Annotated in this window: 20 protein-coding genes and 3 pseudogenes; 20 read left to right on the forward strand and 3 right to left on the reverse strand. The window is 35.3% G+C overall.

Annotated features, from left to right (window positions below; genetic code table 11):
• Position 1 precedes the first annotated feature (1 nt).
• The 5 genes and pseudogenes from ACYUCW_RS09980 to ACYUCW_RS10000 all read left to right on the forward strand — a co-directional run bounded on the left by ACYUCW_RS09980 (position 2) and on the right by ACYUCW_RS10000 (position 3,451).
• A pseudogene (locus tag ACYUCW_RS09980) lies at positions 2 to 713 on the forward strand (fimbrial biogenesis chaperone).
• Positions 714 to 736: 23 nt separating this feature from the next.
• Positions 737 to 1,240, forward strand: coding sequence for a hypothetical protein (locus ACYUCW_RS09985; protein ID WP_004248673.1), 504 nt, complete (start codon positions 737 to 739; stop codon positions 1,238 to 1,240).
• Between the two features lie 15 nt (positions 1,241 to 1,255).
• Complete coding sequence (locus tag ACYUCW_RS09990) at positions 1,256 to 1,822, forward strand: fimbrial protein (RefSeq protein ID WP_004244323.1); 567 nt, start codon at positions 1,256 to 1,258, stop codon at positions 1,820 to 1,822.
• Positions 1,815 to 2,360 carry a fimbrial protein gene (locus ACYUCW_RS09995; protein ID WP_004244322.1) on the forward strand — a complete coding sequence of 182 codons (546 nt, stop codon included), beginning with the start codon at positions 1,815 to 1,817 and terminating at the stop codon, positions 2,358 to 2,360. Before ACYUCW_RS09990 ends, ACYUCW_RS09995 begins: the two co-directional genes overlap by 8 nt.
• A 71-nt stretch (positions 2,361 to 2,431) precedes the next feature.
• Complete coding sequence (locus ACYUCW_RS10000) at positions 2,432 to 3,451, forward strand: hypothetical protein (RefSeq protein WP_004244321.1); 1,020 nt, start codon at positions 2,432 to 2,434, stop codon at positions 3,449 to 3,451.
• 131 nt (positions 3,452 to 3,582) lie between these two features.
• On the opposite strand, the gene ACYUCW_RS10005 is transcribed toward ACYUCW_RS10000, so the two are convergent.
• Entirely contained in the window at positions 3,583 to 4,512 is a 930-nt protein-coding gene (locus ACYUCW_RS10005) for a Dyp-type peroxidase (protein ID WP_163748858.1), read from the reverse strand.
• Positions 4,513 to 5,206: 694 nt separating this feature from the next.
• Here ACYUCW_RS10005 and ACYUCW_RS10010 point away from each other — a divergent pair.
• The 8 genes and pseudogenes from ACYUCW_RS10010 (at position 5,207) to ACYUCW_RS10045 (ending at position 11,713) form a co-directional block, all read left to right on the forward strand.
• Positions 5,207 to 5,731 carry a fimbrial protein gene (locus ACYUCW_RS10010; RefSeq protein WP_163748871.1) on the forward strand — a complete coding sequence of 175 codons (525 nt, stop codon included), beginning with the start codon at positions 5,207 to 5,209 and terminating at the stop codon, positions 5,729 to 5,731.
• Positions 5,732 to 5,801: 70 nt separating this feature from the next.
• Positions 5,802 to 6,466: pseudogene (locus tag ACYUCW_RS10015) on the forward strand (fimbrial biogenesis chaperone).
• 16 nt (positions 6,467 to 6,482) lie between these two features.
• Positions 6,483 to 8,990 carry a fimbria/pilus outer membrane usher protein gene (locus ACYUCW_RS10020; RefSeq protein WP_004244315.1) on the forward strand — a complete coding sequence of 836 codons (2,508 nt, stop codon included), beginning with the start codon at positions 6,483 to 6,485 and terminating at the stop codon, positions 8,988 to 8,990.
• A 66-nt stretch (positions 8,991 to 9,056) separates the two neighbouring features.
• Entirely contained in the window at positions 9,057 to 9,578 is a 522-nt protein-coding gene (locus ACYUCW_RS10025; RefSeq protein ID WP_460408515.1) for a fimbrial protein, read from the forward strand.
• 12 nt (positions 9,579 to 9,590) lie between these two features.
• On the forward strand, positions 9,591 to 10,088 hold the full coding sequence (locus tag ACYUCW_RS10030; RefSeq protein WP_004244312.1) for a fimbrial protein: 498 nt from the start codon (positions 9,591 to 9,593) through the stop codon (positions 10,086 to 10,088).
• Between the two features lie 22 nt (positions 10,089 to 10,110).
• Complete coding sequence (locus ACYUCW_RS10035; protein WP_004248670.1) at positions 10,111 to 10,404, forward strand: helix-turn-helix domain-containing protein; 294 nt, start codon at positions 10,111 to 10,113, stop codon at positions 10,402 to 10,404.
• Positions 10,385 to 11,367 (forward strand): annotated as a pseudogene (locus ACYUCW_RS10040) (fimbrial protein). Before ACYUCW_RS10035 ends, ACYUCW_RS10040 begins: the two are co-directional and overlap by 20 nt.
• Positions 11,360 to 11,713 (forward strand): helix-turn-helix domain-containing protein, encoded by a 354-nt coding sequence (locus ACYUCW_RS10045; protein ID WP_004244307.1) that lies wholly within the window; start codon positions 11,360 to 11,362, stop codon positions 11,711 to 11,713. Before ACYUCW_RS10040 ends, ACYUCW_RS10045 begins: the two are co-directional and overlap by 8 nt.
• A 53-nt stretch (positions 11,714 to 11,766) precedes the next feature.
• Here ACYUCW_RS10045 and ACYUCW_RS10050 read toward each other — a convergent pair whose 3' ends face one another.
• Positions 11,767 to 13,239, reverse strand: a complete 1,473-nt coding sequence (locus tag ACYUCW_RS10050) for an anion permease (RefSeq protein ID WP_004244306.1) — start codon at positions 13,237 to 13,239, stop codon at positions 11,767 to 11,769.
• A 526-nt stretch (positions 13,240 to 13,765) separates the two neighbouring features.
• Here ACYUCW_RS10050 and ACYUCW_RS10055 point away from each other — a divergent pair.
• Positions 13,766 to 14,671 carry a LysR substrate-binding domain-containing protein gene (locus ACYUCW_RS10055; protein WP_049200693.1) on the forward strand — a complete coding sequence of 302 codons (906 nt, stop codon included), beginning with the start codon at positions 13,766 to 13,768 and terminating at the stop codon, positions 14,669 to 14,671.
• A gap of 73 nt (positions 14,672 to 14,744) precedes the next feature.
• Here ACYUCW_RS10055 and ACYUCW_RS10060 read toward each other — a convergent pair whose 3' ends face one another.
• Positions 14,745 to 15,620, reverse strand: coding sequence for a pirin family protein (locus tag ACYUCW_RS10060; RefSeq protein WP_460408517.1), 876 nt, complete (start codon positions 15,618 to 15,620; stop codon positions 14,745 to 14,747).
• A gap of 279 nt (positions 15,621 to 15,899) precedes the next feature.
• Here ACYUCW_RS10060 and ACYUCW_RS10065 point away from each other — a divergent pair, with 279 nt between their 5' ends.
• The 6 genes from ACYUCW_RS10065 (at position 15,900) to ACYUCW_RS10090 (ending at position 23,203) form a co-directional block, all read left to right on the forward strand.
• On the forward strand, positions 15,900 to 16,577 hold the full coding sequence (locus tag ACYUCW_RS10065) for a hydrolase (RefSeq protein ID WP_004244302.1): 678 nt from the start codon (positions 15,900 to 15,902) through the stop codon (positions 16,575 to 16,577).
• 598 nt (positions 16,578 to 17,175) lie between these two features.
• Positions 17,176 to 18,843, forward strand: coding sequence for an acyl-CoA synthetase FdrA (locus ACYUCW_RS10070; RefSeq protein ID WP_460408519.1), 1,668 nt, complete (start codon positions 17,176 to 17,178; stop codon positions 18,841 to 18,843).
• A gap of 12 nt (positions 18,844 to 18,855) precedes the next feature.
• Entirely contained in the window at positions 18,856 to 20,121 is a 1,266-nt protein-coding gene (locus ACYUCW_RS10075; protein WP_004244300.1) for a YlbE family protein, read from the forward strand.
• A 36-nt stretch (positions 20,122 to 20,157) separates the two neighbouring features.
• The gene (locus ACYUCW_RS10080) at positions 20,158 to 20,982 is read left to right on the forward strand and encodes an oxamate carbamoyltransferase subunit AllH family protein (protein WP_460408520.1); all 825 of its coding nucleotides are present in this window, start codon (positions 20,158 to 20,160) and stop codon (positions 20,980 to 20,982) included.
• Positions 20,983 to 21,028: 46 nt separating this feature from the next.
• Complete coding sequence (locus ACYUCW_RS10085; RefSeq protein ID WP_049207776.1) at positions 21,029 to 21,934, forward strand: carbamate kinase; 906 nt, start codon at positions 21,029 to 21,031, stop codon at positions 21,932 to 21,934.
• Positions 21,935 to 21,958: 24 nt separating this feature from the next.
• Positions 21,959 to 23,203, forward strand: coding sequence for an MFS transporter (locus tag ACYUCW_RS10090; protein ID WP_004250283.1), 1,245 nt, complete (start codon positions 21,959 to 21,961; stop codon positions 23,201 to 23,203).
• Positions 23,204 to 23,239: the final 36 nt, after the last annotated feature.

Raw genomic sequence — 23,239 nt, forward strand, 5'->3', positions numbered from 1 at the left:
AATGAAAAAAATATCATTTTTATTATTAGGATTAATGGTTACATCAAACTCCTATGCAGCAATTTCTTTAGATAGAACAAGAGCTATATACGAAGGTGGGTCAAATGCATTAGTTATTAATATTACTAATGATAATAAACAATTACCTTATTTAGCCCAAACATGGATTGAAAATGATAAGAATGAAAAAATTGAGCTAGGGCCATTAATTGCCACACCATTAGTTCAGCGATTAGAGCCTGGTGATAAAGCGTTAATTAAAGTATCTGCGACACCAGATATTGAAAAAGTTACCTAACGATAGAGAAACATTATTTTATTTTAATGTTAGAGAAGTTCCACCTAAAGCTGAAGACAATAATGTATTACAAATTGCCTTACATACAAAAATAAAATTGTTTTATAGACCGAAACAAATATTGAGAGAGCCAAATGCTATTTGGCAAGATCAATTAGTTTTAAATAAGCTATCTGACGGTTATGAAATAGAGAATCCAACACCTTATTACGTCACTGTATTCGGTATTGGTGGTTCAAAGAAAGAAGCGGTTGATTCTGAGTTTAATGCAGTCATGATTGCCCCTAAATCGTCACAAAGGGTTAATAGTAAAGTGTACTCAACGCCATACTTATCTTATATAAATGATTATGGTGGAAGACCGACAATTAAATTTCAATGTCAAGCTAATCGTTGTGTAGCAGAGAAAAAATAAAAACTGATTTTGGAGATAGAAAGGTGAAGAATAGAAAATTTATTTTTATGTTGATGCTTTACATTAATGGCCTTTTTATTTCTCAAATTGGCTTTGCAGAACCTGTTGCTCGAGATAAATCATTTTTTAATATTAATAGAGCAAAAATTGATTTTTATAATCAAAATGAAAAAAATCAACATGGTTTTATATATATAAAAGGCTCATTTTTAAATGCTCCTTGTGAGCTTATTTCGAATGAAATTAGTTTAAAAGAGCTATACATAAAAGATATTGATGTCGTTATTGGTGGTTGTAATATTTATAGTGATTTTAAAAACAGCTCAAATAGTAAACCTGCGTTTACTAGTGTGTTAAGTTTCACAAATAAAATCAACGATAACGTAGAAAATATTGATATAAGAATGAATAGATTAAAGCATTATAAAGATAATGTTATTTTGAATTACCTCTTTTCAGATGAAATAAAGAGAAATATTCTTGACCGGAAGTTAAATATATTAACTCTTAAATTGCAGTATAATTAATTTAAGGTAGATCATATGGTTATTTATTTTTATAGAGAATGGGTAAAAATATTATTTTTTATGCTTATTTTTTTACCTGTTGCAAATGCGGCTACAACAATGAATTTTGATGGTACTTTGATTGATACGCCATGTAGAATTGATCAGCCAAGTTTAAATCAAAATGTGGTTTTTTTAAATAGCACACCAAGGGATTATTGGAAATATCCTGCGGTTAGACCTGCAGAAAAATTTACCATTAAACTGATCCAGTGTGATGCAAAATCGTTATGGAAATCAGTGAAAATTAAATTTAATGGGCAGCCAGAGCCAGAGATGGGGGCTGAACAACAAAAGTACCTTACACTTTCATCTGGCGTTAATAAAAGTAAGTTAGCCATTGGATTAATTGATATAGATGGAAACCAACGTATTACTTTAGGTGAAAACCATAACGGTGGAAATGGAACTCAACTTAACGATGGCACGATGTTGCTGACCTTTAATGCATTTGTTGAAGCGACACCAAAAGCAATACAGGAAAAAAGTGTTGTACCTGGAGTTTATAATGCCACGGTAGAATTTGAGGTTTCTTATGAATAAAAGTAAATATTTTATACTGCCTATTTTTTTATATTTACTATCAGGAACTGCACGGGCAGTTGATATAAATATAGCTATTACAGGCGCTATTTATGTTCCACCTTGTGTTGTTAATAATAATATCCCTATACAGTTTTCTTTTAATCAAATAATGACTTATAAAGTCGATGGTCAAACAAGCGCTATCACAAAAAATATTCCTATTACATGTACTTATTTTAAGGGCTCACCTTACGTCAAAGTATCTGGCATTCAGTTAGCTGGAGCGCCTGATAATGTGCTTAAAGTTTCCGCAGATAGCGTGAATTCAAATCGATTTGGCCTTGCCTTATATCAAGGAGAGAGTGTTGATGAGAATAATCCTTTGCGTTTGAATGGTTCAGCCCCTCGAGGTTATGCCATTACAAAAGGTTTTTCTAATACAGGGCAAGACAGGAGCCAATTTACTATTACTGCTGTTCCTTTTAAAACAGGTACTGCTGATTTATCTCCTGGAAATTTTACGGCCTCCGCATCATTAAGCATTGTTTATAACTAAACCTAAAACAGAGTCAATGATGAGTATCAGAGACTGAGGTTTATGTAATCCTAAAAAGTAGGACGGTTTAAATGAATAAGACATTAATAGGAATAGCTTTATTTTCTTTAGCCACACCATATGCGGTAGGCTGGCAACAAAATTTTTTGCATGTACCGTCAAATGGTAGTACTGCATCAGCAACAGCCCCTGCGCTTAATGTGACAGATGCTAACGCCAGTGGTGTAATTAAGGTGACCATACCTCAGGTTAAAGGGTGGCGGGTTATCGCTTCTTACTGTAGTGGTTCAGGCTCAATGGCAGAAGAAGGAAATTACCGCTATTGGATTAGATTGCCACAAACAAATACTTGGCAAAAACATTCATCAGGATTGAGCTATTATTTGTCCAATCTCTCTTGGACACTAGCAGGTACCAATAATAACAATAATCAGGTTTATGTAGGGCCAAATTATTATGCTAAGCAGTCACCGAGTGGTTGCCATAGTGTTGGAACCGTTTGGGGATTAGGTTCTGCAGTGCTTCCGTTAGATCGTTCTATGTCATTAACTGTGGCAGTGTCCAGAGCGACGGCTTATCCGGGATCATATAATTTAAATATTCCTTTTGCATGGGCTTATGAAGAAAATAAAGGGTCTGGTGGTAACAGTACGGGTTATCTTCAATTTGGTAATGCAATGAAGCCTTATATGAATAGTTATATTAATATTCCTGTGAGTATCACAAGTAAATGTAATATTAAAAACCAAGTTATTAACTTATCTCATGGAAATATGACCCCAGAAGAATCTATTAACAATGTGACGCCACCTTATAACTATCAACTAACGTGTGATTATGATGCATCAGTATCCGTTTCATTAATAGGAAGTGCACCTGTTTCTGGAAAAACGGAAAACTATACAAAATGTGGTAATGGTGGCTCTTGTGAGTTGAAATATAACGATACCGAATATAAAGGTAAATTTAAACTTAACGCAGGTGCTGCAAAAACATTTTCTATCACATCAACCTTTCATCCTAATGATATAAGAAACCCTGTTGAAGGTAGTTTTCAAGGAAGTGCTATTTTGCGGGTATTGGTTGACTGATCAGGCGCTTAATATTGTAAGTAAATGCCGTCATCATATTGAATAGCAATAGCTCTTTCTTGTTCTTACCGAATATAGAGCAGTGTATGAGCTATTGCTATTAGCTTTTTGTTTGTACTGATAATCAACTTTTATTCTATATCATCTAAAAACGCCGGAGATGGGACAAAGAATAATGTGCCCGTGACGGGGGTACTAAATTTTAGTAGTTTATCGGTATGTCCTTCAGGTGTTCCTGCAAACATATTTTCTAACATACGGTTTGTTGTTGAGAAATAGCGAGCATAACCAATAAAATAGGTACCATATTCATTTTTGGAGGGATTTGAAAACGGCATATTTGCTCGTACGATTTTTAAATCATCACCGTTTTCATCTTGAATATTAGTGACGACATTGTGTGAGCCTGGATCTTTTTCTTCATCAGTTAGTTCAACATCATTGAATTTATGCCTACCGATCACTTTTTCTTGCTCGATGAGAGATTGGTTTTCCCAAGCTGTCATATCATGAATGTATTTTTGTACAAATGCATAACTTCCACCGGTAAACAGTGGATCTTCATCACCAATAACCGCATAAGCGACACGCTCATCTTCAAACTCAGGATTTTCTGTTCCATCCACAAAGCCAATAATTGAGCGACCATCAAAATAGCGGAAACCATGTACTTCATCTTCTGAGGTGGCAATAGAGTTTAATTTTTGGCTAATAATTGCAGCTAATTCATAACAAGCAGATACCTTTAATGCCCGTATGTGAAAAAACAGATCGCCAGGTGTCGATACTGCGGTATACACATCGCCGTTGATTTGCTTAAAGGTATTTAATTCTCGCGGTTTAGCTTGATTAGGGAATAGTTTAGACCATGCATCAGCACCAAATCCCATCACACAACTTACGTCTAATTCAGGGAAACGGGTTCTCATACTACGAAGAAGACCTGATAGATTATTACAAAAGTCGATAAGAGTAGGGCGAGTTTCTGATGAGTTAATAAGATTAAAGACTAGAAAATAAGCGTTCTCACAGGGGGTTTTTGTTACATCTTGATATTTCATAGTGCTTCCTAATAGATACGTGGCGTAAAATTTTGCTTAATGCGATATAAGTAAAAACTAAATTTAGTTTTACACCAAAGTATTTCCTTTTACAAAGCATGGTTTTTGATTTTTATCATTAAAAATGAATAGTAAATATTTTTTTGGTTGGAAAACAATCGAACTGTGATTTTTGTGATAAATAATGCTTTTTATATAAATTTGAAAAAATTCTTAGCTTTTCTTTAGAGTAAATCACTAACTTATACAGGTATTTAGAATATAGTATTGATGTTTTTTAGCCATAGTGTTGATTAAATAAGCATTTAGAGCTTATATACAGCTAGAATTTATTTTATTTTAATCAGAAAACTCATTTTTATTGAACATTAATATACGATTAACACTATATGAGTTATAAAAAAAAACAAAAAAATATTTTATTTAAAAAAGAAAAATTTTATTTTTATTTTTGTTTTTATTTTTGTTTCAAATTATTAAAAATAAGATTTATTAAAAGTAAAAAATATTGTTTAACTTATACTGTGTTTTATTAGTTAATAACACTATTTAATATTAAAATGTTATCAACATTATACTGTAATAACCGAAACTTGTTTATTTCAAATAATAAATAGATAATACTCGCGTATTGAGTTAATTAATCTTATTTCTATTATCTCAATGTGTTTAAAATAATTATTTGGAGAAATAAATGAGAAAAAGCTTTATTGCAATGTTGATTGCTACAACGTCTATTTTTGTCGCGAATAATGCATTAGCTGCAGATGGGACAATCGATTTTACAGGAGAAATTATCGATAACGCATGTGAATTAGCAGCTGGATCTGATGCTCTAAAAGTTAATTTAGGTAAGGTATCTAAAACAGCATTACCTAGTGCCGGAGTTACTGCTGCGGCAACTAAATTTACGATTAAATTAATTAATTGCCCTGCAACAGTAAGTACTGCATCTGTTAAATTTGATGCAGAGACTTATTCTGGAGACGATACTGTTATTGCGCTAAAACAAGAGTCGGGAGTGGCAACAGGTGTCGGTATTCAAATTACGGATGATGCAAATACCGTTGTCCCTTTATTTACCGCATCTAAAACTTATCCATTAAAAGAAGGTGTTGAAAATAATTTAGACTTTAGAGCTCGTTATATTGCTAAAACAGATTCTGTCACTGCGGGTTTAGCAAATGCGAATGCAACATTTACTATTAATTATAATTAAAAATAACTAGGTAAGTCATAAGGTTTAAAGGGATTTAAACCTTATTATACAATCATTTTATGGTGATAATATGAAGTCTATTATTCTATTTTTTATTTCTTTATTTATTATTAATACATCTTATGCAGGTGTTATTATTAGTGGCACAAGGGTAATTTATAATGAAGGCAATAAGAATGTCAGCATTAACGTGAAAAACCCAGATAAAATGCCTTATTTGATCCAGTCATGGATAGATGATTTTGAGGAAAAAAACAGTCAAAATTTACGATCACGCCACCTTTATTTAGATTGAATCCAGATAAAGAGAATACATTGAGGATCTTTTTAACAGAAGAAGGGCTACCAAGTGATCAAGAATCTCTTTTTTGGTTAAATATAAAAACGATCCCTGCTACAGAAAAAACAGAAAATTCATTACAAATTGCATTTAAAACGCAAATGAAATTGATCTATAGACCTAAAAGTCTAAAAGACGTTAATTTTGAAGAAGAACAAAAGAAATTATCTTGGTCAAAAGAAAGAGGGAAAGTCATAGTTTATAATCCCACACCTTATTTTATGAATTTTCAAACAATCAAATTCAATGGAAAATTGGTTGATGATGTTTCTTATGCTAAACCTTTTTCAACTAAATCATTTGATATAAATGATAATAATGAACATGGTCTTATAAGCTGGGAGCTTATTAATGATTATGGGGCTAATGTGGATTTATCCGAAGTTAGAATATAATAATTAGGTTTCTAATATGAAAATAAGTAAGGTATGTATTAGCCTCATTTTATACTTAGGCTATGCAGCTTTATTATATGCAGAAAATAATAATTTAGATGATATCTATTTTGATCCAGATTTTTTAGAGCTGCCAAATAAAGATATTATTGATTTATCTTCTTTTGAGAATAACCAACAGCTAGCAGGTGACTATTATGTTGATATTTATGTTAACACTAATTTAATTTTAACTAAAAATATTAGATTTGATAAAGATAAAAATAATCAGCTTAAACCTTGTTTATCAGTAAATGATCTAAATGACTTTGGGGTTAAAACAACAGATTATCCTGGGCTTTATTCTGAATATACTAGCTGTGTCAATTTGTCTGCGATACCAGAAGCTAAAAGTGAATTAGATTTTGATTCACAAAGGTTATATTTAAGTATTCCGCAAATTGCATTATCTAAAAACCCAAGAGGATATATAGAGTTAGATAATATTGATAATGGTATAAATGCCTTATTACTAAACTATAGTTATAGTGGTTCTAAAAACTATGATCGTAAGAATGGCAGTTCAAATACAACTTCAAATTATATAAATTTAAGACCAGGTTTAAATTTAGGACCATGGCGTTTAAGAAACTACACAACATGGTCGAGTACAAGTAATCAATCAGGGAAGTGGAACACCCTTTATACCTATTTATCTAGAAATATAAATAAAATAAAAAGTCAGTTAATACTAGGGGATGGGATATCTTCATCTGATGTTTTTGATAGTGTTCCGTTTCGAGGCATGCAATTATCAACAGATGATGAGATGTATCCAGAAAGTTTAAGAGGCTATGCGCCTATCATTAGAGGGATTGCAAAAAGTAACTCGCAAATAACTATCAAACAAAATGGATATACTATTTATCAAACTGAAGTGGCAGCTGGCCCTTTTGAAATTAATGATTTATATCCATCAGGTAGTAGTGGGGATTTATACGTTACGATTAAGGGTGCTAATGGTAGTGAGCAACATCAAATCGTACCTTTCGCCTCTTTACCTGTATTACAGCGTGAAGGTCATTTCACTTATAGCGTAACGGGCGGTGAATATCGTGCTTATGATAATAATGTAGATAAAACGAAGTTTGGTCAGTTTACATTAGTTTATGGTTTACCTTATGGCACTACTGCTTATGGGGGAAGTCAGTTGAGTCAAAATTATCAATCTTACTCCCTAGGTGTTGGGAAAAATTTAGGCTCATTTGGTGCTGTTTCTGTTGATGTTACACAGGCTAAGTCAACTTTTAATGATGGAAGGAAGCAACAAGGTCAGTCTTATCGGTTTAGATATAATAAGAATTTGAACAATATAGGAACCAATATTGCTTTAGCAGGTTATCGCTATTCAACGAGTGGCTTTTATAGTTTATCTGAAGTGTTTGATAGTTTTCGTCGTACTCATTATAGCCCTGAAATTGAGCAACGCCGTCATCGTGCGGAGATAACACTTAATCAAAATTTAGGTGATAAATATGGCTCTTTAGCTATCGGATATATACAAGAGGATTATTGGAACAGCAAAAGCAAAAAACAATCAGCAACACTTGGTTATAATAATAGCTGGCAAGGTATCAGCTATGGAATAAATTATACCTACAATAAAAATACAGTTAATCATTCTTATATTTCTGATCAGAAAAGACAAAATGATGATGAACATTTGTTGGCTTTTTCGGTGAATGTGCCCTTTAGCGTATTTGATAATACTTTTTATTATAATTTTAATGCGAATAGTAACAATAATAGTTCAAGTACAGGAAGTGTAGGTATATCGGCATCTCAGTTAAATAATCGACTAAATTGGAGTGTGCAACAAGCATTTACCAATCAAGATCAAGGATCTTCTGGAAATATCAATGCATCCTACAAAGGCCAACTAGGTGATATTACGGGGGGGTACAGTTATAGCAAAGATAATCATAATCTTTACTATGGTGTGAGCGGTAGCGTCGTTGCTCATTCTCAGGGAGTTGTTTTTGGACAGCAACTGGGAGAAACCGCGGCAATCGTAGATATTCCTAATGCGGGTGATATTACGATATTAAATCAAGCGGGAGTTAGGACTAATAACTCAGGGTATGCATTAGTTCCTTATGTCACACCATATCGTAAAAATACTGTCGAGATCGATACATTAAGATTGCCAGAGAATGCTGAAATGGAACTTACCAGTCAGACGGTTTTACCGAGTCGAGGGGCTTTAGTAAAAGCGAATTTTTCAGCCAATGTAGGCTATCGTGTATTAATGACGATAAATTTGGAAAACAAAAAGCCAGTACCATTTGGCGCTCAAGCTATTTTTAAAGACAATAGTCAGTTAAATAGTATTGTAGGTAATGATGGGGAAGTTTATTTATCAGGGCTAAAACAGAAAGGAAACTTTACTATTAAATACAACAATGAAAGCTGTCAGGTAAATTATGATCTATCTGATATTCCAGATTATTTAGGGCTCTATAAAACTACTGTAACTTGCTATTAATTAATTTAAATATCAAACATGGTTATTTTTATAGCTATTGATGTTTGCTACCTGTAGGAAAGTAAAATGATAAAAGTAATGAGGCTCTCCCTTCTTATAACTACTATTGGAATAAGTTTTTTTTCATCTGCAGGAAGTACTGTGACACTTCAATTTTCTGGAAATATAAAAGCCGCGACTTGTAATGTTTCTGGTAGTAAAAATATTAATATTGATTTGAAACAAATGCCAGAAAGTTTATTTAATAAAGTAAACTCTAGTTCTGTTTGGAATGATTTTAATATTAAGTTAATAGATTGCTCTCCGGGGGTAAATCAAGTAAAGCTGACTTTTTCTGGAACGCCTGATAATGCAGATGTGAATAATTTATATAAAAATGAGGGGACGGCAAAAAATATTGCCGTTCAATTACAAAATAAAAACAGTAATGGCGAAATTCCATTAGGTAATGGAAAAAATTTATATATCGCGGTTAATGGTAAACCATCGGTTACTGTTCCACTAAGAACACGAGCATTTAGTAAATTAGGTAATGCAACACCGGGGATGGTGTCCGCCAAAATAACAGCAACGCTTATTTATCAATAAAAAGAGGGTGTTATGTGGAAATCACTAACGTTATTTTTATTATTTTCATATTCTCCTATCGCATTAAGCAATACTGTTAATATTAATGTATATGGATCAGTAGTAGCCTCACCTTGTGAGTTAGAAACGAAAAACCACTTAATTGATTTAAAAAAAATCAATATTAGAAATATTAAAAATGGTCAAGCATCAGACTGGATAGATTTTTCTATAAAATTAAAAAATTGCCCAGTTAATACAGAGAAAGTCACTATGATTTTAAGAGGCCAAAGTGTTCCTAATTATTCGGAATATTTTATTAATAGTGGGACGGCTAAAGATATAGCACTAAATTTAGCAATGCAAAATAATAAAGGTATTGTAAAAAATAATGATAAATTAATGACGGCTGTTAATAAATATAACCATAATGCTGAATTTGCTTTATCGGCAAGAATGGTTGGCTATGGAAATAATATAACGGTGGGATCATTTAAGAGCCATCTTGAATTTACTCTTATTTATAATTAAATGTGTCATAAAGGGGTTTCAAGTGAATCGCTCTTATCCAGCATCAAAGATGGTAGGAAAAAAAATCGCTTATTACCGTAGAGTAAATGGCCTCACATTAAGTGAATTGGCTAAGAAAATAGGTATAAGTCAACAGCAGCAATCAAGATATGAACGGGGAATTAATCGAGTGAGTCTAGATAGGCTTTATCAATATGCTTGCTTTTTCGGTATTAGTTTAAGTGATCTTTTTCAATTAGATGATGAAGAGAAAGTAGAAATAGAAAATAAAATATCAAATATGGTAGGTAATAAAAATGAACCATTTGATGGGTAAAAGACTTTTTTTATTAGGTACAATCTTCTTTTTTTCTGCTGACGTCTTTGCAGCTTGTATTCAGAATCCTAATTTAAAAAATATTCAGGCTCGGATCCCCAATAAAACCTATTCAATTCAATATGATGATATAGGGACAAGAGTATTAGATGAGTTTCAGATTAATTATGCCAATGGGCCTATAACAACTTTTTCAGGTAACGATGGGCGGTGTGGGAACGCATCAATCACTGCCAATTATACTAATGGCTGGTTGCCTAATGCGAATAAAATAGCACAGACCAATATTGCGGGTATTGGGATACAGGTTAAATTTGCTGGAATAGGTGCATTAAATACAACGTATTTGACCCCAAAGGACCCAAGTGGCAATTCTTATCGACTTCTTACCCCTTATTGGACAGTCAAAATTATAAAAACAGGCAGAGTAACGCAATCAGGAAGCCTTCAATGGGGCAAGATTGCTCAAGCAGTACAAAATAATACACAACCTAAAAACACAACTTGGAACTTAACTTCACTTTATTTGCCTCTTAATGCAATAAAGATAAATTCATTAAAATGTACTGCAAAATCATCAAATTATAATATTAATATGGGGACTTGGTATGATACTCAATTTAAAAATATTGGTGATGTCAGTAAAAGTGTAGATGTTCCTATTACATTAAACTGTGCGGCTGGCACTAACATTAAAGCGACAGTGACAAGTAGTGCTGGATATATAGATGCAAATACAGGGAAATTAAACCTATCGGGCACTAATCGAGCCACTGGTGTTGCCATTCAGTTATTAGATAAAACAATAACCCGATAAAACTAAATACAAAAAATAGTCTACAAAATGGGGTCTCCTCCGGTGATTATATATTTGGTTGGAAAGCAAGATATATAAAAACAGGTAATAAAATAACGCCTGGTAGTGCTAACTCAACAGCAACAGTAAATATCTTATATGAGTGATAATAATATATTTTTCGATATGGTTTTGTCATTCGAGGCGATTATGAATAAAAAAATATCAAAGATAGTTGGCGCAAGAATAAAAATGTTAAGACAACAACATGGTATGACGGGTAGTGAGCTTGGTGCTTTATTAGGAGTAAGCCAGCAACATCAATCACGCTTTGAAAATGGGGAGTGCAATATTCATGTGGATGTAATTTACTTATTATCTTATATTTTTAAAGTTAAATTAAATTATTTTTTTCAGGATATAAATGATTGTTTTGATCAAGAAGGAATAGCCTATAAAGAAAGTTATTATCATTCTGAGACGATTGTCGAAAAGTGTGAACTTTGGCGCTAGTTAATATGATGCCTAACAGACTGATTAGGCATCATATTTTGGTTTTTATTATTTTACCAATACCCCAGCACCTTCCACCATAAACTACCAAGGGTTATCCAGATAATGAGGTTAACAATGCTCATAACAAAACCTGCTTTCCACCACTCACCTAAGGTCGCGTAGCCTGAGCCGAAAATAATCGGTGCAGTACCTGTACCGTAATGAGTTAAAGACATCATTAATGAAGAAGAGAAAGCTAAAATAAGTCCTAATAACATTGGTGGCGCGCCAAGAGCTAAACCTGCGGCATAGAATGCAGCAAACATGGCGGTAATATGAGCCGTGGTGCTAGCAAAGAAATAGTGAGAATAGACATAAATCAGCACGAGTAATATCATACCACTTACCCAGCTTATCCCCATACTATCAATACCGGCACCCACACTTAATGAGAGCCATTTAATTAGACCTAATTTTCCTAAAAAAGAGGCCATCATTACTAATGCGGAAAACCAAACCACGGTATCCCATGCACCTTTGTTTTTTAAAATATCATCCCAATTTAATACGCCAGTACATAATAAGATTGATAAACCAATAAAAGCCGCAGTAGTCGCATTAATACTAAAAGCATCACCAAATAATAGTGCGGGTATTCCTGCCCACATAATTAATAACAGTGCAAATACTCCCAAAGTGATTTTTTCTGGCAATGAAATAGGGCCTAATTGAGCTAAACGCTCTTTGGCAAAGTGGGGAGCATTCGGCGTATGGGTTATCTCTGGTTTATATAAAAAGTAGATCACAATCGGCATTAAAAATAATGAAACAATGGCGGGAACAAAAGCCGCTATTGCCCACATTGACCAAGTTAACTCATTTTCAGGCCCTGTTTCACCGATAATTAAGCTTACAATAAGAGGATTAGGCGCGGTTGCAGTAATAAACATCGCTGAGGTGATAGGATTGATATTATAATTGACTAGCGATAAATAACGACCAATCTTACCACTAGTACCCTCTTCGGGTTTTGAATTAAAGCTATCGGCAATAGATCGCATTATTGGGTGAATAATCCCGCCACCTCGAGCTGTATTACTTGGCGTAACAGGGGCGAGGATCGTTTCTGCAATAGCTAGAGAATAAGCGATACCAATGGTTTTTTTACCAAATAACGAAATAAAATAGTAACCAATTCTAGCACCTAATCCGGTTTTATTAAGACTCATTGAAACCATAATAGAAATACCGATTAACCAGATAAGATTGTTGGAAAAGCCACTTAATGCATCATTAATCGCGCCTTTAGTTGAGTCTGGGTTAGTGACGCCTGTTGCGGCAACAAGCGCAATAGCAATAATAGATACTGCCCCTATAGGTAAGGCTTTGCCGATAATAGCCGCAATAGTACCAACAAACAGCGCTAACAAGTGCCAAGCATTGGGATCTACCCCTTGGGGAACAGGGATAACAAACCAAATGATAAGGGTAATAGCAACAGCAATTAAGGTAGGTATAGGTCGTAATGGAGTTAATTTATTCATCAGGTTATTCCATTAAAAACAGGTGTAAGAAATAATTGTAAGTGACAGATTATGTAAATAAGTATTTTTATTAATTATAATCTTATTAACATATTTTTAAATATACATTGATTAATATCATAAAAATAAAATTAAATCTTAACATCTTGGTTTGTAATTAAGTTTTTAAGTAACTATTTGTTTTATAGTCATTATTGTTTAGGTAATTTATTGTTTAGGTAATTTATTGTTTACTCAGGCTAGTTGTTTTGTGTTAAATTAATTTAAATAGTAATAATCTTTTTAACTATCCCTGTTTTTTTATTTTTTATTGTGTTATGTAATTAAAAATAAGCATCACAGAATTAAAATAATCTCCATTTTTATTTATATTATATTGCTATAATTAATGGTTATTTTTATTTTACTAAAATATCAGCCTATAATATATTATTAGCGTGAAAATAGATCATAATATATGTATCATAATTTCCGAAGCTGAAACAATTCAGTTTTTATATAATGACAATTAAATAGGTAATAGGCGATGAAGTATGATCTAAATGACCTCTATTATTTTGTTAAAGTGGTGGAGTTTGGCGGTTTTTCACAAGCGGCCGAAACGTTAGGTATTCCTAAATCAAAACTTAGTCGTCGTATTGCTGATTTAGAAGAGAGACTAAAGGTCTCGCTGATCTATCGTTCAACTCGTCAATTTCATGTCACTAAGATAGGGCAAACTTTTTACCAACAGTGTAAAAATGTCGTTGAACAAGCGGAGATTGCTCAAGAGGTTATTTGTTCAGCACAAGGGCACCCTCACGGCACGATCAAACTCTCTTGCCCAGTTGCATTACTGCAAATTTATATTCAAGATATTTTGGTGGATTTTATGGCAAAATATCCTGATATCAATATACAAATTTTAGCGATTAACCGCCCTGTGGATGTGATCAGTGAAGGTCTTGACTTAGCTTTACGAGTTAGAGCATTACCTTTGGATGATTCTGGCTTAACGATGAAAATATTAGGCTATTCTCGCCGTGTTTTAGTTGCTAATCCGCTATTATTTGCAACCAACAGTGCGCCTGATTCTCCAGAGCAACTTGCTGATTATCCTATTTTAGCTAATAGCGAACATTCGCAGCAGTATACGCTAACGCTTACCCATAATGATGGTACCGTTTCAACGCAACATGTTACACCTAAATTAGCGACAACGGATGTGATGACCTTATATAAAGCAACATTAAAGGGACTTGGGATCACGCGTTTACCATTGAGTGTCGTAGAGAAAGAGTTAACAGATGGCTCTTTGGTGGAAGTCTTACCACAGTGGCGTTTTCCTAAAGATGTTATTCATGCCGTGTATCCGTCACGAAAAGGTTTATTACCTGCTATTCAAGTGTTATTAGATTATTTAGCGCAGAATATGGCTCCATATAAAGAGTAAAAAATAGATACAAACGACTGCTCTAAGTGAGCAGCCGTTTGTTATAAAAGTTATAGAGCAAAGAGAGTATTAATCATATTTCGTTTGGGATACGACCAAAATTACCTTGGTTAAAGTCATCAATAGCTTGCCTAATTTCATCTTTGCTGTTCATCACAAATGGACCATAACCAACTACAGGCTCATTAATTGGCTCTCCGCTAAGATATAACACAACTGCATCTTCAATGGCTTCAAGATTAATTGAGCCACCTTGATTATCTAAAATAACCAAATCACCCGTATTTAATTGAGTTTGGCTATCAAGATAGGCGCTACCATGGAGTATCACTAATCCCACATAGCGATCTTTTTTGCTTGGTAAGGTCGTAGATTTACCACTTTTCAATTGAATATCCCAAACGTCAACAGGTGAAAAGGTTTTTGCCGCCCCTTGAGTTTGATGATATTCCCCCGCAATCACGCGCAGTTGTCCGGCATCATTCGCTAATGGAAGCACTGGAATAGCACTCTCTTTGAGTAACTGATAGCCAGCAGGCGCTGATTTAGCATGAGATGGGAGGTTTACCCATAACTGCACCATATCAAGTATGCCTCCCGCTTGGTTAAAGGCATCAGAGTGATACTCTTGATGTAATATACCTGATGCTGCGGTCATCCATTGTACATCTCCAGGGCCAATCACTCCTCCTTCACCTGTAGAATCGTGATGTGCCACTTCCCCTTTATAGACAATAGTCACTGTCTCAAACCCACGGTGAGGGTGTTCGCCTACACCACGGTTATGGCCTTGAGAGGCAGGGAAATCAGTCGGGCCGGCTCTGTCTAATAATAAAAATGGATTTAAATATTTACCATGATCACCATAACTAAATAGTGAGCGTACATGGAAGCCATCACCGACCCAATGTTGACGAGGCGCTTTATAAACACCAATAATTTTTTTCATAATGATATTCCTATAAAATTTCTATAGGTGGTATTCTAATGAGCTATATTGATTTGAGTAGAGGGGAAAGTAGGTTTCATTATTCTAAAAATAGAACAATGACAAAAGTGTTTCAGTGTTCTATTTTTAGAATAGTGTTTATCATTATTGCTACTACCGACTTTTTAATTAATTGACTATTGTTAATTATATCGAGAGCGAGGAGATAATTAACGCTATTTCCTTATATCTTCTTCATATTGTTAATAATCGTTTTTGTTAATTAGAAGGAATAAATAAATGAGTACTCCTGCAAATTTCAATGGTCAACGTCCAGTTATTAATCCAGATGATGCTGTTATGTTATTGATCGATCACCAAAGTGGTTTATTCCAAACCGTTGGCGATATGCCAATGACGGAATTACGTGCTCGTGCTGCGGTATTAGCAAAAATGGCAACATTAGCGAAGATGCCAGTTATTACAACGGCTTCTGTCCCTCAAGGTCCTAATGGCCCATTAATTCCAGAAATTCATCAAAATGCACCACATGCTAAATATGTTGCCCGTAAAGGTGAAATTAACGCATGGGATAACCCTGAGTTTGTTGAAGCTGTGAAAGCAACGGGTAAAAAGCAATTAATTATTGCTGGTACTATTACGAGTGTTTGCATGGCGTTCCCAGCAATTAGTGCTGTTGCTGAAGGTTATCAAGTTTTTGCTGTGATTGATGCATCAGGAACGTATAGCAAAATGGCAGAAGAAATTACCTTAGCACGTATTGTTCAAGCCGGTGTTGTGCCTATGGATACGGCAGCAGTGGCTTCTGAAATGCAAAAAACTTGGAACCGTGCAGATGCCGCTGAATGGGCTCAAGCTTATACCCAAATATTCCCTGCTTATCAGTTATTAATTGAAAGTTATAGTAAAGCTCAAGATGTTATAAAGAATAATGAAACTTTAGATTCACAACGTTAATTTGTTCTTGAATTTATTTAAAACTTATTAATTTAAAAATGCCTATAAATATTATTTTTATAGGCATTATTTTTGCTTTTTTTCAATAATATTGTTTTTAACAAGGGTGTAAAAGTAAAGTGTAGACTTATGTTTATTTATATGAAAATTATTTAAGGCACTTTGTTTATTAATAAAGTGCTTTTTATTTGTTGATAATATCGGCTAACTGCGTTATGTTACTTGTTTGTTAAATTTATTATAAATCCCTTGATTTGTCATACCATTTGGTATGGCTAACTATATGATTAATTTATTTTATATAAATTAATTTACTCAATCTGTTGTTTTTTATTTTTACTCATTCCACTCATTATAATTTATTTAATAAATAACGACTGATTAAATAAAAATTTTTTACAATAAATAACTGTGACTTTAATCACTCTACTTTTTGATATTTATTCAGTATGTTTGTATACAGAGTTTCAAACATGTCTATCTCGAATTTTATTTATATTACTTAAGCTATTAAGTAAATAGGCTTCTTATTATCAAAAAAACGAAATGCAACTAGATATGTGCAGTTACATATATTAAATGCGTTAAGGATATTATAATGATCCATGCTTTTATTAAAAAAGGGAGCTTTCAGGATTCCGTCAGCCTGATGATAATTTCCCGAAAATTAAGTGAAGCCCCTGAGGTGGAAGAAATTTCCGTCATGATGGGAACACCAGCGAATAAATCTCTCCTTGATGTCACCGGTTTTTGGCATGACATTTTTAACGAAGTGACACCTAATGATATCTGTGTTTCGATTAAAGCTGAATCAGACGATCCCGCTATTATCGAGACTATCTCCAGTGCGTTAGAAGAAGCCTTAGCTGATATTGCTAACGGTCAAAAAAGTGGTAATAAATTAACCACTGTACGTAGCTGGCGTACGGCTAAACAAAAAAGTCCTAACGCTAATATGTTGCTTATTTCTATTGCCGGTGAGTATGCGGCAGAATTAGCTGATACGGGATTAGAAGATGGCTGTAATGTGATGCTATTTTCCGATAACGTCTCTATTGCTGATGAAAAAGCATTAAAAGAAAAAGCCGCCGCTAACGGATTGATAGTCATGGGGCCTGACTGTGGTACGGCAAATATTGCTGGCGCACCTTTAGCCTTTGCTAACATTGCACCGAAAGGCTCTATTGGTATCGTTGGTGCATCAGGGACAGGAATTCAAGAGATCACCTCACAAATTGTATTACAACGCCAAGGGGTTTCTCATGCAATAGGTCTGGGGGGACGAGATCTCAGCGAGCAAATTGGTGGCATTAGTGCTATCACGGCTATTAATATGCTGGCGGCAGATCCTCAAACCCGTGTGATTGCTTTTGTTTCTAAACCTCCCGCGCCTGCAGTACGTGAAAAAATCATTGCAGAAATGAAGCGTCATAATAAACCGATAGTGGCGCAATTCTTAGGAACAACACCAGAGAAATATCAAGACGATAATATCTATTTTACTCGCACCTTAGACGAAACGGCGCGTATTGCGGCTACGTTAGCACGTGTTGAAGATAGTGCTGCTCAGTTACCTAAAGTGACAGGTAAAAAGATTATTGGATTATATGCGGGTGGAACATTAGCGGCAGAATGCGCGATGTTGTTATCTGAGCAACTCAATGTGGCGGTAGATAACGAACATAAGCAAGGTACGATGCTCGATGCACAAGGGCATAAAATTATTGATATGGGCGATGATTTTTATACCCAAGGCAAACCCCATCCAATGATAGATCCTTCTACTCGCAATAAATTTATTAGTGAATTAAGTAATAAGCATGATATTGGCGTATTACTGGTCGACTTTGTGATTGGTTATGGTGCAACGTCAGATCCAGCAGGCGCATTAATTCAAGAAATTAAAAAACTAAATGAAAAACGTGGTGAAGCTAATCCACTGATCACTATCGCCACTATTACCGGTACGCAGGAAGATCCTCAAAACCGTAGTGAGCAACAAAAACAGCTACAAGATGCAGGTATTATTGTGATGGATACCTTGCCAGAAGTCGTACTGTTAGCCAAAGAATTAATCCAGCCACATCCAGTAGAAGCCGCTGCTGAAATTTCACCACTTTTAAATGGGATCTCCGTGATCAACGCCGGATTACGCAGTTTTGCTGACGATCTGCAATCCAGTGGTACGCCTGTTGTTCATTATCAATGGGCACCTGTCGCAGGTGGTAATAAAAAACTGGCTGAAATATTAAAGAAATTGAAATAAGGAATTGCAGATATGTACTCAACTATCGAACAAGCGAATGAAGCAGTTATCGAACGTATCCGTGAAGCCCGTCCTCACTGGTGTGATGTGAGTTTAGCAAAAGAAGTAGTGCCAACGTTAGCAACAGGAAAAAAATTACTGCATGCGGGACCTCCTGTAACTTGGCAAGAAATGAGTGGCCCTGTCCGTGGCGCCTGTATTGGTGCTAGCTTATTTGAAGGTTGGGCTGAAAATGAAGCGCAAGCCTTGGCTATGTTAGAGGCGGGGGAGATTGAGTTTATTCCTTGCCATAATGTCAATGCAGTAGGGCCGATGGGCGGTATTACTTCTGCTCATATGCCAATGCTAGTGATTAAAAACCATGTTCACGGTAACTATGCTTACTGCAATATGAACGAAGGTATTGGTAAAGTGATGCGTTTTGGTGCTTATGGTCCTGATGTACAAGAACGTTTGCATTGGATGCGTAATAGCTTAGCTCCGGTATTAAAAGCAGCTTTAGCCACCATTGAGAATGGGATAGACCTTACGGCAATTATGGGTCAAGCCATTACGATGGGGGATGAATTCCACCAACGTAATATTGCAGCTTCTGCACTATTGTTACGAGAGCTGGCGCCAATTCTTAGCACATTGGATTTAGATGCGGCTGAGATAACTAAAGTGACCAAATTCCTCAGTATTACTGACCAATTCTTCCTTAATTTAGCCATGGCTTATTGTAAAGCGGCGATGGACGCAGGAGCACAAATTAAGCAAGGTACGATTGTGACGGTAATGACGCGTAATGGTAGTAATTTTGGCATCAAAATAAGTGGTATGGGTGATCAATGGTTTACAGCACCTGTTAATACGCCACAGGGATTATTCTTCTCTGGGTTTAGCCAAGCAGATGCCAACCCTGATATTGGTGATAGTGCTATTACTGAAACTTTCGGTATTGGTGGTGCAGCAATGGTTGCAGCTCCGGGAGTAACCCGCTTTGTCGGGGCATCGGGTGGTATGGATGCAGCACGTGAAGTGACAGAAGAGATGGCTGAAATCTACCTTGCTCGTAATATGATGCTACAAATACCGACTTGGGATTTCCAAGGTGCGTGTTTAGGTTTAGATGCTCGTCGAGTTGTTGAAACGGGTATTACACCGCTAATTAATACGGGTATTGCTCATAAAGAGCCGGGGGTTGGGCAAATTGGCGCAGGAACGGTACGTGCACCTTTAGGCTGTTTTGAAAAAGCGATAGTGGCACTGGCAGAAGAATTAGGCATTGAAGCTTAATCACGTTTTGTAATAACACGGTCGTCAGGGGGCAATATGCAAATTCAAGCACTTCAAACCAGTCAGCATATCTTTGCTTTTGAAGGTGAGTTTAAATGTGTCGGCATTTATGAACATGCTTTGAATTTTATTTGCCCTCAGCAACGCTTAATCACTTTTCATCGGCAAGGAAGAGGATTAAGCCCGATGGGGTGGCTACTGAAACAAGCCGATTTTGATTCTTTGGCTAAGCAGTGTCATCCCGCTTTGAAAATGCGGATGAAAAACAATCAAATCGCAATCGCAGATAATATGACATTGATTGCCGGTGATAGTGAAAATTTGCGTTTACAAGATAAAGCGACATTAGATTTACGATGGTTAGAGAGTTTTTTTTCTCTATTATCTCCGGTGATAGCGACAGGACTCTATGGGTCATTAAAAAACTATCGTCAAATCGCCCGACTTGATGAAATTAAGTTATTAACAAAGTTATTTTATCATCAATTGTCTGGAAAAGCGGTTAATTGGGCGATGTTTATTGGTAAAGGTCCAGGGTTAACACCGAGTTCAGATGATATGCTGGTGGGAATGTTATTTGCGCATTATTTAGCACAGCCAGAAAAATCGATTGAACATTTTTTTAATGAAACACCACCATTATCGTCATTAACTACGATAGTGAGTCAACATTATTTGGAATACGCCACACGGGGAATATTTTCTACCTATCTTATTCAACTAGGTAAAAAAATAAAAAATAAAGAGATTATTTTTAAAGATATGTTGGAAATACTCTCTATCGGTCATCATTCCGGTGCAGATACTTTACTGGGATTATGGATTGGTTATCAAATTAAACAACAACAGCGTATAGATTAATCTTTTTTATTAAAAAGAAATTATAAACGTTCGGAAACGGATAATTATGAAAACAATTGTTATTGCTTTAGGCGGAAATGCATTATTACAGCGTGGCGAAATTTTATCTGCTGAAAATCAATATAAAAATATTGAATTAATGTCAGAGACAATTAATAAATTAGCGCAAGAGTACCGTGTTGTTTTAGTACATGGTAATGGGCCTCAGGTTGGGTTGTTAGCATTACAAAATCTTGCTTATCAAGCGGTTACAGCCTATCCGTTGGATATCTTGGTCGCGGAAAGCCAGGGGATGATTGGTTATATGATGATGCAGAAAATCAATCAAAATAATCCTACGCAAGCAATTACTACAGTAATGACTCGTGTTTCTGTTGATATTAATGATGAGGCTTTTAGAGAGCCGAGTAAATTTATTGGTCCTATTTATGAGGAAGCAGAAAAAGAAGAATTAATAAATAAATATCAATGGACATTTAAAAAAGATGGGCAATATTATCGCCGTGTCGTTCCTTCACCAGCACCTCAAAAAATAATTGATATAGAGGCAGTAAAGCTTTTATTAGATAAAGGTCATATTGTTATTTGTGGCGGTGGAGGAGGTATTCCAGTTAATAATATAAATAATGAATTTATTGGTAGTGAAGCCGTTATAGATAAAGATTTAACAGCAGCTTTAATTTCTCGTGAGTTAAATGCAGAGCACTTTGTTATTTTAACAGAGGCTGATGCCATTTATAAAAATTGGGGAACACCAGAACAAGCTGCTATTCGTGAAGCAACACCAGAAGAACTTGCACCAATGGCAGTCGCTGATGGCGCAATGGGACCAAAAATCATGGCTGTCAGTGATTTTGTAAATGCCACAGGACAACAAGCTCATATTGGCGCATTACAAAACATTCAACAGGTTATTGAAGGTCAGTCTGGCACTTTAATTTATAAGTCTTAATAACATTCTGTCAGGAGCGTCATTATGAACGATGCACAAGTGAATGAGAGTAAAGGCAAAGTCCCTTATTGGGTCAAGCTGACGATTATTTTCTTTTTTGGTTGGATTGCACTGTATGGTAGCCGTGCCATTGTCGGTCCTTTAATGGTGAATATTGGTGCTGAGTTTGATCTTACCAAAGCGCAACTTGGCTCAATTATGAGTATTTTCTTTATTGGTTATACAGCACTGAACATTCCATCAGGCATAATTGGTGACTATTTAGGTAAGAAAAAAGTCTTAGTCACGGGGGTTGTGCTCTTTGGTGGATTTACCATTATCGCAGGGATGATGCCAACTTATGTCACCTTTATGTTTGCATGGGTGATGGTCGGGGTATTCCAAGGATTCTATTATGGTCCACAATATGGTTTATCTTCAGAAGCTATTCCAAAACATCGTATTACGCTAGGTAGTGCCATTATCAATAGTGGTATGGCGTTTGGTTTATCCATCGGTTACTACATCTCTAGTATTTCTGTCGGTGAGATGGGGATGAGCTGGCGTGCACCATTCTATATTATTGGGGTGCCTATTATTATCATTGGTTTGATGATGTTATGGATAATAAAAGATAAACCTAAAACGAAAGCTACGGATACGGCTCCTGATGCACCAAAACAGAAAACAAAACTGACGTTTAAAGATTTATTTGGTAACCGTAATATTAACCTTGCTTATATTACTATCTTCTGTTCAATCTATGGGTTCTTTGTTTTAGTCACTTGGTTACCCTATTATCTTGAAACCGAGCGTGGTATTACAGGAACACAGATCTCTACCATTGCATCACTCATGCCTTGGTTTGCTATTCCTGGCTCACTCTTATTTAGCTGGTTCTCTGATAAATTAGGCCGTCGTAAGCCTGTGCTATTAATTATGTTACCGTTATCTTTAGTGGCTATTCTTGCTGTACCTATGTCAGATTCTATGCCGGTACTGATTGGTGCACTGATCTTATACGGGATCGTAGGGAAAATTAGTACTAATCCAGTATTAGTGGCGGTAGTGGCAGATAATTCACCACGCCATGCATTAGGGACATCTTTTGGTGTGTATAACTGTATTGGTATGCTAGGTTCAGTATTTGCCCCTACATTAACGGGTTTTTTATCAGATAAAACAGGAAGTATGGATTCCGGCTTCTATTTTGCTGCTATCCTGATTTGCATAGGTATTGTGGCAAGCTTATTTATTAAAGAAAATCCTGACGCCACAGCGACCAACTAACGCATTAAGTTTAATGTTATCAACAAGGGCAAACTT

The sequence above is a fragment of the Proteus sp. MB838 genome (assembly GCF_054767435.1).